Raw genomic sequence first — 13,108 nt, 5'->3', positions numbered from 1 at the left:
GTCAGGCCGCCTTCGCTTCGAGGAAGCCGCGCTCGAGCTTCATGGACTCCACCACGCCGCGCTCCCGGTCCAGCGCGGCCGCGAAGGCCGGCAACGCCACGATGCGGTCGAAGTGCGCCGCAAGCCGCGGATAGCGGGCCCGGTCCAGTGCGAACCCGATGTACTGGAACGTGACGAGGTTCGACGCCACCGCGATGTCCGCGATCGACGGCGCATCCCCGGCCAGGTAGCCGCGCGCGGCCAGGCGATCGAGATACCCGAAGACCTCGGGCACTTCCTTCGACAGCACCGCGGCGATGCGCGCGGGATCGGTGGGAATGCCTTGCACCTTCGGATGCACGAAGACCTCGTGGAACAGCGGATGGACCACGCCGCGAAAGACGCCCTCGCCCGCGTACTGCTCGATGGCGAGCGCCTCGGCGTAGTCGCGCGCACCCGTGGGGTAGAGCGGCGGTGCCGGATGCGTGCGCTCGAAGTACGCGCAGATCGCGGACGAGTCGGCGAGCGTGAAGTCGCCGTCGGTGATCGCCGGGATCTTGCCCGTGGGGCTCAGCTCCCGCCAGTTGGGGGGCGGGTTGTCCGGGATCACGGGGACGACCGGCACGACCTCGTGCGCGATGCCCTTGGCGAGGGCCGCGACGATGACCTTGCGCGTGTGGACGGAGATGGGAACGCCGTGGATCTTCAACATTGGGAACCTCCTCGGTGGTGGGAAAACCGAGGCTGGGCCTTGACGTTACGTGAGAGTCAAGGCCTCCGGATGTGGCCCGTCTATGCGGACAAGGCCTGGTCGAGATCCCAGAGGATGTCGTCCAGCGTCTCGAGGCCGATCGACAGGCGAACCATGTCCTTGGGCACGCCGGCCTTCACGAGGTCCTCGTCGGCGAGCTGGCGGTGCGTTGTCGACGCCGGGTGGATCACGAGCGACTTGGCATCGCCGATGTTGGCGAGGTGGCTCACGAACTGCAGGCCTTCGATGAACTTCACCGCGGCCTCGTAGCCGCCCTGGATGCCGAACGACAGGAGCGAGCCCGCGCCCTTCGGCATGTATCTCTTCGCGAGCGCGTGGTACTTGTTGTCCGCCAGGCCCGGGTAGTTCACCCACGCGACCTTCTTGTGGCCCTGCAGGAACTTCGCGACACCCATCGCGTTGGCCACGTGGCGGTCCATGCGCACCGGCAGCGTCTCCAGGCCCTGGATCAGCATCCACGCGTTGAACGGGGCGATGGTCGGCCCGAACACGCGCAGCACTTCCATGCGCGCCTTCATGGTGAAGCCGAAGTCGCCGAAGGTCTCGTAGAAGCGCACGCCGTGATAGCCGGCGGACGGTTCCGTCATCGAGGGAAACTTGCCGTTGTCCCACGGGAACTTGCCCGACTCGGTGACCACGCCGCCCATCGTGGTGCCGTGGCCGCCGATGAACTTGGTCGCGGAATGCACGACGATATCCGCGCCGTGCTGAAGCGGCCGGCACAGATACGGCGAAGCCGCGGTGTTGTCGACGATGAACGGCACACCGGCTTCGCGCGCGATCTTGCCCACCGCCTCCAGGTCGACGATGTTGATCGCGGGATTGCCGAGCGTCTCGGAGAAGATCGCCTTGGTGCTGGGCTTGATCGCCTTCGCGAAATTCTGCGGATCGTCGGGATCGACGAGCGTGGCGGTGATGCCGAGCTTCGGCAGGTTCACGTTCAGCATCGTGAGCGTTCCGCCGTACAGCTTGGACGACGACACGATGTGGTCGCCCGCCTCGCAGATGTTCAGCAGCGCCACCATCTCCGCGGCCTGGCCCGACGCGGTGGCCACGGACGCGCGGCCGCCTTCCAGCGCCGACATGCGCTCCTCGAAAACGGCCGTGGTCGGATTCGAGAGGCGCGTGTAGACGTTGCCGAACGTCTGCAGGTTGAAGAGGCTCGCGGCATGGTCGGCGCTATCGAAGACGAACGACGTCGTCTGGTACAGGGGCACTGCTCGCGCGCCCGTCTCGCGATCAGGAATCTGTCCCGCGTGGAGGCACAGCGTGTCGAAACCGAATTTCCTGTCTGCCATTTCTACTTCCTATCGGACTAAGGCGTCCTCCGCAGATAAACACGGATAAACGCAGATGAACGGCAATCTGGGGTTAAACCCCGCATTGCTGTTATCTGCGTTTATCCGTGTTTATCTGCGGAGGACGCCTTTTGCCTTGGGTTTACTTGGGAGCGAGTTTCGCGCGATCCATCACGGTCATCGCACTCGCGACCACGCCCGCGACGTCGGAGACGTTCTGCGGAATGATCAGCGTATTGCCGGTCTTCGCGAGACTCGAGAACGCCTCGATGTAGAGCTGGGCGACCTTCAGGTTCGCCGCGTTCAGGCCGCCGTTGGACTCCAGCGCCGCCGCGACGACCCGCACCGCGGCCGCGTTGGCCTCGGCCACGAGCGTGAGCGCCTGGGCTTCACCCTGCGCCTTGTTGATCTGCGAGACCTTGTCGCCTTCGGACTGCAGCACCTTGGCCTGCTTCGCGCCGTCGGCGATGTTGATCTCCTGCTGGCGCTGGCCTTCGGACTTCGCGATCAACGCCCTTTTCTCCCGCTCCGCGGTGATCTGCGCCTGCATGGAGCGCAGGATCGCTTCCGGCGGCGTGAGGCTCTTGATCTCGTAGCGCAGCACCTTGATGCCCCACGTGCGGCCGGCTTCGTCGAGCACGGACACGACGCGGTGGTTGATCTCGTCGCGGCTCTCGAACGTCTTGTCGAGCTCCATCTTGCCGACCTCGCTGCGCAGCGCCGTCTGGGCGAGCTGCGAGATCGCGAGCACGTAGTCCGACGATCCGTACGAGGCGAGCTTCGGATCGCTCACCTGGTAGTAGATGATCCCGTCGACCGCGAGCTGGGTGTTGTCCTTCGTGATGCAGACCTGCTCGGGGATGTCGAGCGGCACTTCCTTCAGCGAGTGGCGATAGGCCACGCGATCGACGAACGGGACGATGACGTTCAGGCCCGGCGGCAGAACCGCATGGAACTTGCCGAGGCGCTCGATGACCCACGCCTGCTGCTGCGGAACGACGCGGATGCCCTCGAAGATGAGGACGACGACCATCGCGAGGAAGAACGTCGCGATCGTCACCAGGGCGCTGTGCGTGAGGAACGCGGCGAGCACGGTGAGGACGATCGCGATGGCGGTTTTCCAGAACATGGGGGAGCCTCCTGTGGAATTGTTTTGGCTACGGGTTCAGCGCGCTGCCGGCGGCAGGGCGCCGGCCAGGAGCAGGCTGCCCTCCTGCCCTTCGATGTAGAGCGTGGTGCCGAGCGCGGTCTGCGCGGCCGGACCGACCAGCCTCGCGTCCCACGACGTGCCGCGGTACTTCACGCGCGCGAGGCCGTGGCGCTCGTCGACCCACGACTCGAGCACGACCGGTTGTCCGCGGTCGAGGAAATTGCTCGCCATCGCCTCGGCGGGCGTTCCGCGATTGCGGGCGTGCCAGTGGTGCACGGCCCACGCGCCCAGCAACGACACGATGGCGGCGACCACCGCCTGCACGAGCACGTTGGCGCCGGCCCACGTGGCCAGGGCGCCCGCGAAGGCTCCGAGGCCGAGGACCAGGAGATAGAAGGTTCCAGTCGCGAGCTCGATGGTGACGAGCACGAAGCCCAGGATCAGCCAGATGAGCCACAGTTCCATGATTCCTCCAGGGAGTGTCATACGGGACGCTTGGCCGAGATGATGCCGGTGTCGACACCGATCCAGCCGAGGCCCCCGAACAGGCGCGCGTGCTCGATCTTCACGCAGCGGTTCTCGACGACTTCGAGTCCGGCCGCCTCGGCACGCGCACGTGCGGCGGCATTCTCGACACCGAGCTGCATCCACAGGACCTTCGCGCCGATGGCGATCGCCTCCTCGGCGAGGGCGGGAATCTCGGAGCTCTTGCGGAAGCAGTCCACGATATCCACAGGTTCCGGTATATCCCGCAGCGACGCATGGCACTTTTCACCCAGTACGCTGTCATATTGTGGATTGACAGGGATGATCCGGTAGCCATGTTCCTGCATGTACTTCGCGGCGAAGAAGCTGGGCCGGTACCAGTTGGCGGAAAGACCCACCACCGCCACGGTCCGGGAGGTCCGAAGGATGCGCCGCAGCTTCGTGATGTCGTCCATACCCGTTGGTCCCGCGTTGTATTCCTGATTCTACCGTTCCCGAGACCCATGACCCTCCGACACCTTGCCGCGGCCGCCCTTGCAATGCTTGCGCTGCCCGCCCTCGCCTTCAACCACGAGCTCGCCGTCGGCGCCGTGGGCAACGGCCTCTATGCAGTCGCCTGCACCAACGTCGAGCAGGACCCCGCGCTCATCGCGCAGTACGGCGGCACGCAGCCCGAGGATTTCTGGGAGGGCAAGCCTTCCAACGGCCAGGCGCGATACATCTCGCAGATCCTCCGCAACCCCGGCACCACGCTCAACATCAACCTCCCGGTGCCGGACCAACGCCATCTCTACACGAACTTCGCCGGAAGGCAGGTCGCGCACGTCGTGATCGTCTGCCATCCCACGCCAAGCTCGAACACGGATCCCGGGTACACGCTCCCGCAAACCGGCAGCACGGTGCCGCACATGCAGCCCGCGGGCCAGTGGCCGAAAGTGATCGGCACCCGCCTTCCGCTGCTGCTCTTCTCGCATGGTCTCGCGGGCAGTCCCATCAGCCCCGGTCACCTCGAGGCGCTCGTGCAGCTCGCTGCGCAGGGCTATGTCGTCGCGGCACCCTTCCACGGCGATCCGCGCTTCTCGCGCGTGCGCGTCGAGGACATCGGCGATGCCGCCTTCGTCCTCACGCATTTCGACGAGGTGGTCGAGCTGGAAGCCATGCGCCCGCTCGCATTGAAGGCCGTCGTCGACCTCATGCTCGCGCATCCCGTGTTCGGCGGCGCGGTGGATCCGGATCGCATCGGCGCCTTCGGCGCCAGCATGGGCGGCCAGGCGATCCTCAACCTCACCGGCGCCAGGCTCACCACGAGCCTCAGCAAGGCCTGCAGCGAAACCGCGCGCGATCCGCGAGTGAAGGCTGCCGTGGGGCTTGTTCCCTACGCGGGGCAAACGTTCCTGCCTTCGTTCTGCGACGACCAATCCGGTGCCGACAGCGTCACCGTGCCCTTCCTCGGCATGGCCGGCACCGAGGACACCACCGCGCCCGTGGGGATGACGCGCCAGGCCGTGAACCGCATTCCCGCCTCGCACTACCTCGTCGAGATGAACATCCCGCACGAGTTCCGGCCGGAGTACGTGGGCGACATCATCACGTGGACCTCCACGTTCCTGAATGCGTACCTCGGCAATCCGTTGGATCCCGGTGCCATGTCGCGCTTCATCCGCATGAAGTCGGTGATCGGCGGCCCCAACGACGAGATGACGATCGACGTGCACCAGCCCTTCGCCAACACGCTGGGCGAGGAGCGCGTGCTCGAGTACTACCACCCGAGGATCAACCACTACTTCATGACGATCGAGCCCTCGGACATCCCGATCATCCTCGCCGACGGCTGGCAGCCCACGGGGTACTCGTTCAAGGGATGGCGCTGGTTCCAGCCGCCTTCGGATCCGGCGCTCGCCGCGGCACAGGTATGCCGCTCCTATGGCGGCCTCAACGGCGGGCCCAACTCGCATTTCTTCAGCGCGGAGCCTTCGGAATGCCCTCTCGCGGATCGCGGCTGGTTCCTCGAGGGCGTCGTCTTCTACGCGCGCCGCGTCGGCCAGCCCGGCCTCACGTGCCCCGACGGCTACCTGAAGGTCCAGCGTGCGTACAACAACCGCTTCCCGCAGAACGACAGCAACCATCGCTTCAGCACCAGCGATTCGACGATGCGAGACATGCGCCGCGTGGGCTGGATCATCGAGGGCGCGGTCATGTGCTCCCGCCCCTAGGCCATCGACACCGGCGGCGGTTGTCCAGTAGAGTCGCAGGACCCCAATAGGCCCTGGAGACTGCTGCAATGAAATTGGTTTTCACGATCCTTTCGCTCGGCGTCATCCTGGGCGGTTGCGCCACGACCGCCCCCGCCACGGACGAGCCCCGCGAGGAAGTCGTCTACAGCACCGGCAGCAACCTGCCGAAGAAATATCGCGATCCGGCACAGACCACGGTCGACAAGGACCGCGCCATCGAGCGTGGGCAGTACGAGAGCACGGAGTCGCTGCGTTCGAGGACCAACGTTCCGAAGTAAGCCGCGTGCAGGATGAAATGGGGTCGGCATCTGCCGGCCCTTTTTCGTTGGAGGGGGGGTGGGCCCGCCTGGATTCGAACCAGGGACCAAGGGATTATGAGTCCCCTGCTCTAACCGTCTGAGCTACAGGCCCACGTGCGGCACGTACAATCGAAGTTCGCATTCTAACAATCGCTTCCCGCGCACCTGCCCATGTCCGACACGGACGATTTCGATTTCACCAAGCCGTCGCCCGCCCCGGGCGCAGCACCCGCACCCTCCGCCGGCACGCCCACGCCCCCCGCGCCGCCCGCCGCGGCGCCGTTCAAGGCCACCACCAGCCGCTTCTACGATCCCGCCGTCGCCGCGCGCGTCTTCAAGGCCGCCGGCAAGGAGGAGAAGTGCGCGCCCAACCAATTACTCTTCACCGAGGACGACCCGTCGCAGAAAGGCGGCTTCCTGCGCTCGGGCAGCCGCATGTACTACATCGCCGAGGGCGAGGTCACGCTCACGCGCGCCGGCAAGGCGCTCGACATCGTCGGGCAGGGCGATGTCTTCGGAGAGATGTCGGTGATCAGCGGGCGCCCCCGCAGCGCCACGGCCACCGCCAAGACCGGCGGCCTCGTGTATTCGATGGATGCGAGCGAGCTCGAGACCGCCCTCGGGCAAAGCCCGGAGTTCGCGATGATGCTGGCCTCCGTGATGTACGACCGCCTGCGCCTCATCGCCGCGCGCGTCGCGTCGCGCGCGCTCAAGCCCGGCTCCGCGGCCCGCGAAGCCAGCGTGTTCGAGCCCGGGTTGATGGAGCGCCTGCAGAAGGCGCTGCCCACGGGAGCGCTGCTGCGCTACCCGCAGGGCACCATCATCATGAAGGAAGGCCAGGTCGGCGTTTACATGTACGTCGTGAAGAGCGGCAAGGTCGCGATCGCCATCGGCTCCAACATCGTCGAGGTCGTCGGTCCCGGCGGAGCGTTCGGCGAGATGGCCGTCATCGACCAGTCGCCGCGCACCGCGCGCGCCGGCTCCACGGAAGACACGGAGCTCCTCGCCATCGACCGCGCCACGCTGCTGGGCGCCGTGAAGAAGGAGCCCGCGTTCGCGATGGCGATGCTGCGCGGCATCGCCGACCGGCTTCGCCACATGAACTCCCTCCTGGGCTAGCCGGGCAGCGTCCGCCTCACTGCACGCGCTGCACCGGGCCGCCCAGGCCATCGCGCTGCACCCACGCGAAGACCGAGTCCACCGTCACCGTCTCGATGCGATCCGAGAACCGCTTGTCGTTCGGGTGATCGTCGAAGGCGATGTTGGCGCGCGTCGCGCGCGCTCCGAGCCGCGTCATCGCCCCGAGCTTGAGCGTCGTGGGCCGGTAGTCGTGCAGCTGCAGCCAGGCCTGCGCCTGCGGGCGCCCGCGCACGGCGGGATCCATCGCGCCCGCCAGCGTCTCGATCGCCCACTGGTTCGACTGCTGGTACTGCGTCGACCACGGATACGCGAGCATGTTGTACGGCTCGGAGTGCCACGCCACCGCGCGCGCATCGTCACGCAGCAACGGCAGCAGGCGCTCCTGGACCGCCGGCGACAGGACGACGATGCCGGCCTCGTAGCGATGCATCCCGTCGAGGAAGAACTCGCCGAGCCCCTGGCGGTAAATCGCCGAGGTCGCGGTCCCGCAATGGTTGAGCTTGTGCACCACGCGCCACGGCGACGAAGGCGACTCGCGGTACGCGTAGCCGAAGTGCGACCACGAGAGGCCATAGCGGCCGAGGTCCTGGCCGACGCGGGCCAGCATCGCGACCTGCGCGCCGCTCGCGTCGAGGCGTTGCGCGGTCTTCTGCGCGAGCGCCATCGCCTGCTGCACGTCCGCGACCTGGTGCGGCTTCTCTTCACAGGGACGCCCGGCGTACGCGGCTCCCGATGCCACGCTCGCGAGGATGAGGAGTCCCACGACGCTGCTGCGAAGTATCGTCATGGCGGCCTCAGTGCGAGATGCGCTCGTTGTACAGCAGCGCGTTGCCGAGCTCGTTGGGGACGAACGCGAGCACCTGGCCCGCGGCGGAGAGGACGACACCGGTGCTCACCGCCGTCGCCGTGATCGCGGTGCCGACGGCCACCGAGAATCCGCCGACCGCCTGGCCCGCGAGCTGCACGCTGGCCCGCGCGCCGTCCGACGCACGCTCGAGCACGAGCTTGGTCCCCCGTCCCGAAGCTTCGACCGCCTGGACCGTGAGCTTGGCTCCGCCCTCGATGATCATCACCGGCGCCACCACCGACACCGCGATCGGCAACAGGGAGGCGGCGCTCAACTCGGACATCCCATCGCGCGGGCTGGCGATCGCGGATTGCGACAGCGCCACCGCGCACACGATGCAACCGAACACTTTGCGTCTCGACACGTTTGCTCCTTGGGCTGTTGGAACGAGCCCATGGTTGGGCGCACCGGCCGCCGGCGGCAAGGACAGACTGCAAAGTTTCGATACTCGCGTCTGGAAGTATCGCTTTCCACGACTTTCGGGCGAACCCGCGCCAAACGCAGGGCGAAAAAAAGCCCGCGTGAGCGGGCTTTCTTTCGGACTGGATTCCCGCCAGCGCGGGAACGACTGCAATCAGCCTTCGCCCTCGAGGAAGCTGCGGAGCTTCTCCGAACGCGACGGATGGCGGAGCTTGCGAAGCGCCTTCGCCTCGATCTGGCGGATGCGCTCGCGCGTCACGTCGAACTGCTTGCCGACTTCTTCCAGCGTGTGGTCGGTGTTCATCTCGATGCCGAAGCGCATGCGAAGCACCTTCGCCTCGCGGGGCGTGAGGGAATCCAGCACGTCCTTGGTCGCTTCGCGCAGGCTGGCATACAGCGCCGAGTCCGCGGGAGCCAGGCCGGCCTGGTCCTCGATGAAATCGCCGAGGTGCGAATCGTCGTCGTCGCCGATCGGCGTCTCCATCGAGATCGGCTCTTTCGAGATCTTGAGGATCTTGCGGATCTTCTCCTCGGGCATCTCCATCTTCACGGCGAGCGTCGCGGGATCCGGCTCCTGCCCGGTCTCCTGGAGGATCTGGCGCGAGATGCGGTTCATCTTGTTGATCGTCTCGATCATGTGCACCGGGATGCGGATGGTGCGCGCCTGGTCGGCGATCGAGCGCGTGATGGCCTGGCGGATCCACCACGTGGCGTACGTCGAGAATTTGTAGCCGCGCCGGTATTCGAACTTGTCGACCGCTTTCATCAGGCCGATGTTGCCCTCCTGGATCAAGTCGAGGAACTGCAGGCCGCGGTTCGTGTACTTCTTCGCGATCGAGATCACGAGGCGCAGGTTGGCCTCGATCATCTCGCGCTTGGCGCGGCGGGCCTTGGCTTCGCCCGTCGACATCTGGCGCGCGATTTCCTTGAGATCCCGGATCGGGATGCCCACGTCCTTCTGCAGCTGGATCAGCTTGTCCTGCTGCTCCATCACCGCGGGCTTGAAGCGCTCGAGCGCCTTGGCGAACGCCTTGCCGGAGGCGATTTCCTCGCCGACCCACTTGAGGTTCGTCTCGTTGCCCGGGAAGACCTTGATGAAGTGCGCGCGCGGCATGTTGGCGTTGCGCGTGGCGAGATCCATGATCTCGCGCTCGTGCGAACGCACGCGCTCCACCAGCTGGCGAAGCCCGTTGCACAGGTACTCGACCTGCTTGGCCGTGAAGCGGATGGCGAGCAGCTCGTTGCTGATGTCTTCCTGCAGGTCCTTGTAGGCGCGCGAGCGGTAGCCCTTCTCGCCCAGGACCTTCTTCATGCGCTTGTAGAGGCGGCGGATCTTGTTGAAGTGGACGAGGGAGTCCTGCTTGAGGCGCTCCAGGTCGGCCGACGCCATCTCGGCGTCTTCCTCTTCGGTGGTCTCTTCTTCCTCGATTTCCTCTTCGGCTTCGTCCGCGGCTTCCTGCTGCGCGAGCGCTTCCTCGTCGGCATCCACGAGGCCATCGACCAGCTCGTCGATGCGCATCTCGTCTTTTTCGATCAGGTCGGCCAGGCGCAGGATCTCCTCGATCGTCGTCGGGCACGACGAGATCGCCTGGATCATGTGCTTGAGGCCATCCTCGATGCGCTTGGCGATCTCGATCTCGCCCTCGCGCGTGAGCAGCTCCACGGAGCCCATCTCGCGCATGTACATGCGCACGGGGTCGGTGGTGCGGCCGAACTCGGAATCGACGGTGAGGGAGAGGGCTTCTTCGGCCTCTTCGAGCACGGCTTCGTCCGCCACCCGGGGGGTGGTGTCGTTCAGCAGCATCTGCTCGGCGTCCGGGGCCTCGTCGTACACGGCGATGCCCATGTCGGCGAGCATCGTGACGACGCCCTCGATCTGCTCGGCGTCGGTCATGTCGTCGGGCAGGTGGTCGTTGATCTCGGCGTACGTAAGGTAGCCGCGGTCCTTGCCAAGGACGATCAGGGTCTTGAGGCGCTTCTTCTGGGCCTCGACTTCAGCCTGCTTGACCTCGGCTTTTTGCTCTCTGGACGGTTTGCTCAACGATCTCTCCCGGAAGGGTCGGGCCGGTCCGCTGACGTGGCTAGGAATCCGCGTTTTGCGCGGGGTCCACGTGTCGGATCGGGAAAACCTGCAATTATATCAAACTTTTGACGGCATTTCCTGCGTTTCGTTTCGGCTTTTCAGGGCCTGCATGAGGGCCGAATAGCGCTCCCGCTCGGCCGGGGAGGCCCGGTCCTCCCGGATCAGGACGAACAGCTCCTGGAGCTCCTGTTTCTGCTCTTCCTCGGTCCAGCGCTGGAAGTACCCACTGACCTCCGGCCAGGGGTCGAAATGCCCCTCGGAAAGCTCGCGGGCGATGCCCGAAGCAGAAGTGGTGACGATTTCCTCCTCGGGCAACCCCCGGAAGACTTCCAGGGCCATTGCCGGGGTAACACCCGGGCCGGCCTCCCGAATCCGCTCCAGCACGTTACGCACCGCCTCGCGGTCCGGAGTCATCCGGGCGCCGGCCGGAAGCTCGACCTGGGCGGCGAGCTCGGGGTGGTTCACCAGCAGGCCCACGATGCGCAGCTGCTCGGCGGCCGCCGGCGAGGAGCGGGGCTCGGACCGGCGGCTCCGCGACGACCCATAGGACGACCCATAGGAACTTGCCGGGGCCGCGGAAGGTGCCGATTCGCGGGGCAGGAGCGCTCCCAGGTCCTGCGACGAGAGCCCGCTCAGCTCGCCCACACGCTGGCGGACGAGCGCGGCCAGCGCCGGCGCTCCGATCTTCGCGACCAGGGGCTTCGCTTCCGCCAGGAAGCGCGCGCGGCCTTCCTCGGTCTCCATCTTCTCGCGCCCCGCGAGCTCGCCCAGGAGGAACTGCGAGAGAGGGCGCGCGGTGTCCAGCTCCTTCACGAACGCGTCCTTGCCGTGCGCGCGGACGAACGTGTCGGGATCGTCCTCGGCGGGCAGGAAGAGGAAGCTCACGGCCTTGCCGTCGGCGAGCACCGGCAGCGCCACCTCGAGAGCGCGCCACGCCGCCTTGCGCCCGGCGTTGTCGCCGTCGAAGGAGAACACCACGTTGTCCGCGAGGCGCAGCAGCTTCTGCACATGCGTCGCGGTCGTGGCCGTGCCGAGCGTGGCGACGGCGTTCTCCACGCCGTGCTGCGCGAGGGCCACCACGTCCATGTAGCCCTCGACCACGACGACGCGGTTGGCGTCGCGGATCGCGCGGCGCGCCTGGTAGAGGCCGTAGAGCTCGCGGCCCTTCTCGAAGAGCGGCGTCTCGGGGGAGTTCAGGTACTTGGGCTCGCCCTCGCCGATCACGCGGCCGCCGAAGCCGATCACGTTGCCGCGCGAGTCGAGGATGGGAAACATCACGCGGTCGCGGAAGCGGTCGTATTTCTTGCCCTGCTCGTTCTCGATGATGAGGCCGGTGTCCTTGAGGATGGCGGCCTTGTAGTCGGGATACACCGACTCGAGGTTCTGCCAGCCGTCGGGCGCGTAGCCGAGGCCGTAGCGCGCGGCGATCTCGCCGGAGAGCCCGCGCTTCTTCAGGTATTCGATCGCCACCGGCGAGCGCTTCAACTCGGAGCGGTAGTAGTTGAGCGCGTCCATCATCAGCGCAGTGAGCGCCGGAGCCTGCTGCGACTGAGGGCGCGCCGGGCCCTTCTCTTCGGGGACCTGCAGCCCGACGCTTTCGGCGAGCGTGCGGATGGCGTCGGGGTACGTCTGGCCCGAATACTCCATCAGGAAGCCGATCGCGTTGCCGTGCACGCCGCAGCCGAAGCAGTGATAGAACTGCTTGGACGGGCTCACCGAGAACGACGGCGTCTTCTCGTTGTGGAAGGGGCAGCAGGCCTGGAAATTGGCGCCCGCCTTCTTCAGCTTCACGTAGCGGTCGATGACGTCGACGATGTCGACGCGGCCGAGCAGCGACTGGATGAAGTCCTGCGGGATCATCGGGGGATTATCCCTCCGCGCGGCGAAGCGCGCGGGCGAAAACTTAACCGGCGAGCTTCGACTTGATCAGCGCGGAGACCTTGCCCATGTCGGCCTTGCCGGCGACCCTGGGTTTCACCGCGCCCATCACCTTGCCCATGTCGGACGGGGTTTTGGCGCCCGTGCTGGCGATCGCCTCGGCGATGATCGCCACGATTTCCGCCTCGCCCATTTGCTGCGGCATGTAGGCCGTGAGGATGCCGACCTCGTACTTCTCCTTGTCCGCGAGGTCGGTGCGGCCGGCTTTCTCGTACTGGTCGATCGAGTCCTTGCGTTGCTTCAGCATCTTCTCGATCACGGCGATCACGCCCGCGTCGTCGAGCGTGATGCGCTCGTCGACTTCGCGCTGCTTCACGGCGGCCGAGAGCAGGCGCAGGGCCCCGAGCTTGTCGGCCTCGCGGGCCTTCATCGCGGTCTTGATGTCGTCGTTCAGTTGCTCTCGCAGGGCCATGGGCGTCCCAATCCAAGGATTCGCAAAAAGCATCGCGGCGAGCGGGGCAC

The 13,108-nt window shown here is 66.4% G+C and carries 13 protein-coding genes and 1 tRNA gene; 3 read left to right on the top strand and 11 right to left on the bottom strand.

Features of this window, described 5'->3' with window-relative positions; genetic code table 11:
- Window position 1 precedes the first annotated feature (1 nt).
- The 5 genes from DSM104443_RS03830 to DSM104443_RS03810 all read right to left on the bottom strand — a co-directional run bounded on the left by DSM104443_RS03830 (window position 2) and on the right by DSM104443_RS03810 (window position 4,140).
- Window positions 2-691 carry a glutathione S-transferase family protein gene (locus DSM104443_RS03830; RefSeq protein ID WP_171089613.1) on the bottom strand — a complete coding sequence of 230 codons (690 nt, stop codon included), beginning with the start codon at window positions 689-691 and terminating at the stop codon, window positions 2-4.
- Between the two features lie 80 nt (window positions 692-771).
- Complete coding sequence (locus DSM104443_RS03825; RefSeq protein WP_171089610.1) at window positions 772-2,049, bottom strand: O-acetylhomoserine aminocarboxypropyltransferase/cysteine synthase family protein; 1,278 nt, start codon at window positions 2,047-2,049, stop codon at window positions 772-774.
- A 142-nt stretch (window positions 2,050-2,191) separates the two neighbouring features.
- A complete protein-coding gene (locus DSM104443_RS03820; RefSeq protein ID WP_171089608.1) occupies window positions 2,192-3,178 on the bottom strand; it encodes an SPFH domain-containing protein in 987 nt (328 codons plus the stop codon).
- A 36-nt stretch (window positions 3,179-3,214) separates the two neighbouring features.
- On the bottom strand, window positions 3,215-3,664 hold the full coding sequence (locus DSM104443_RS03815; protein WP_171089606.1) for an NfeD family protein: 450 nt from the start codon (window positions 3,662-3,664) through the stop codon (window positions 3,215-3,217).
- Window positions 3,665-3,681: 17 nt separating this feature from the next.
- Window positions 3,682-4,140: a CoA-binding protein gene (locus tag DSM104443_RS03810; protein ID WP_171089604.1), complete on the bottom strand. Its 459-nt coding sequence runs from the start codon at window positions 4,138-4,140 to the stop codon at window positions 3,682-3,684.
- A gap of 48 nt (window positions 4,141-4,188) precedes the next feature.
- Between DSM104443_RS03810 and DSM104443_RS03805 the strand changes: the two genes are divergently transcribed.
- On the top strand, window positions 4,189-5,898 hold the full coding sequence (locus DSM104443_RS03805) for an alpha/beta hydrolase family protein (protein ID WP_171089602.1): 1,710 nt from the start codon (window positions 4,189-4,191) through the stop codon (window positions 5,896-5,898).
- 68 nt (window positions 5,899-5,966) lie between these two features.
- On the top strand, window positions 5,967-6,197 hold the full coding sequence (locus DSM104443_RS03800) for a hypothetical protein (RefSeq protein WP_171089600.1): 231 nt from the start codon (window positions 5,967-5,969) through the stop codon (window positions 6,195-6,197).
- 59 nt (window positions 6,198-6,256) lie between these two features.
- Here DSM104443_RS03800 and DSM104443_RS03795 read toward each other — a convergent pair.
- Window positions 6,257-6,330 (bottom strand) — tRNA-Ile (locus tag DSM104443_RS03795).
- Window positions 6,331-6,389: 59 nt separating this feature from the next.
- On the opposite strand from DSM104443_RS03795, the gene DSM104443_RS03790 reads away from it, so the two are divergent.
- A complete protein-coding gene (locus tag DSM104443_RS03790) occupies window positions 6,390-7,337 on the top strand; it encodes a Crp/Fnr family transcriptional regulator (protein WP_171089598.1) in 948 nt (315 codons plus the stop codon).
- 16 nt (window positions 7,338-7,353) lie between these two features.
- Here DSM104443_RS03790 and DSM104443_RS03785 read toward each other — a convergent pair whose 3' ends face one another.
- From DSM104443_RS03785 to DSM104443_RS03765, 5 genes are all read right to left on the bottom strand, one after another.
- On the bottom strand, window positions 7,354-8,145 hold the full coding sequence (locus DSM104443_RS03785; protein ID WP_171089596.1) for a DUF2145 domain-containing protein: 792 nt from the start codon (window positions 8,143-8,145) through the stop codon (window positions 7,354-7,356).
- Window positions 8,146-8,152: 7 nt separating this feature from the next.
- A complete protein-coding gene (locus DSM104443_RS03780) occupies window positions 8,153-8,569 on the bottom strand; it encodes a hypothetical protein (protein WP_212756923.1) in 417 nt (138 codons plus the stop codon).
- A 210-nt stretch (window positions 8,570-8,779) separates the two neighbouring features.
- Window positions 8,780-10,666 (bottom strand): RNA polymerase sigma factor RpoD, encoded by a 1,887-nt coding sequence (gene rpoD / locus DSM104443_RS03775; protein WP_171089594.1) that lies wholly within the window; start codon window positions 10,664-10,666, stop codon window positions 8,780-8,782.
- A 99-nt stretch (window positions 10,667-10,765) separates the two neighbouring features.
- The gene (dnaG, locus tag DSM104443_RS03770; protein WP_171089592.1) at window positions 10,766-12,568 is read right to left on the bottom strand and encodes a DNA primase; all 1,803 of its coding nucleotides are present in this window, start codon (window positions 12,566-12,568) and stop codon (window positions 10,766-10,768) included.
- A 43-nt stretch (window positions 12,569-12,611) separates the two neighbouring features.
- On the bottom strand, window positions 12,612-13,058 hold the full coding sequence (locus DSM104443_RS03765; RefSeq protein WP_171089590.1) for a GatB/YqeY domain-containing protein: 447 nt from the start codon (window positions 13,056-13,058) through the stop codon (window positions 12,612-12,614).
- Between the last annotated feature and the right edge of the window lie 50 nt (window positions 13,059-13,108).

The sequence above is a fragment of the Usitatibacter rugosus genome, assembly GCF_013003965.1.
Lineage (GTDB): Bacteria > Pseudomonadota > Gammaproteobacteria > Burkholderiales > Usitatibacteraceae > Usitatibacter > Usitatibacter rugosus.
Note: the sequence above shows the minus strand (reverse complement) of the source record. Positions and strands in the feature narration are given on the sequence as shown.

Excerpts from the sequence above, each read along its gene's own strand:
- DSM104443_RS03825 (WP_171089610.1), bottom strand. The coding sequence starts at position 2,049 with ATGGCAGACAGGAAATTCGGTTTCGACACGCTGTGCCTCCACGCGGGA.
- DSM104443_RS03790 (WP_171089598.1), top strand. The coding sequence starts at position 6,390 with ATGTCCGACACGGACGATTTCGATTTCACCAAGCCGTCGCCCGCCCCG.
- DSM104443_RS03800 (WP_171089600.1), top strand. The coding sequence starts at position 5,967 with ATGAAATTGGTTTTCACGATCCTTTCGCTCGGCGTCATCCTGGGCGGT.
- DSM104443_RS03810 (WP_171089604.1), bottom strand. The coding sequence starts at position 4,140 with ATGGACGACATCACGAAGCTGCGGCGCATCCTTCGGACCTCCCGGACC.
- DSM104443_RS03785 (WP_171089596.1), bottom strand. The coding sequence starts at position 8,145 with ATGACGATACTTCGCAGCAGCGTCGTGGGACTCCTCATCCTCGCGAGC.
- DSM104443_RS03815 (WP_171089606.1), bottom strand. The coding sequence starts at position 3,664 with ATGGAACTGTGGCTCATCTGGCTGATCCTGGGCTTCGTGCTCGTCACC.
- dnaG (WP_171089592.1), bottom strand. The coding sequence starts at position 12,568 with ATGATCCCGCAGGACTTCATCCAGTCGCTGCTCGGCCGCGTCGACATC.
- DSM104443_RS03805 (WP_171089602.1), top strand. The coding sequence starts at position 4,189 with ATGACCCTCCGACACCTTGCCGCGGCCGCCCTTGCAATGCTTGCGCTG.
- DSM104443_RS03830 (WP_171089613.1), bottom strand. The coding sequence starts at position 691 with ATGTTGAAGATCCACGGCGTTCCCATCTCCGTCCACACGCGCAAGGTC.
- DSM104443_RS03765 (WP_171089590.1), bottom strand. The coding sequence starts at position 13,058 with ATGGCCCTGCGAGAGCAACTGAACGACGACATCAAGACCGCGATGAAG.
- DSM104443_RS03820 (WP_171089608.1), bottom strand. The coding sequence starts at position 3,178 with ATGTTCTGGAAAACCGCCATCGCGATCGTCCTCACCGTGCTCGCCGCG.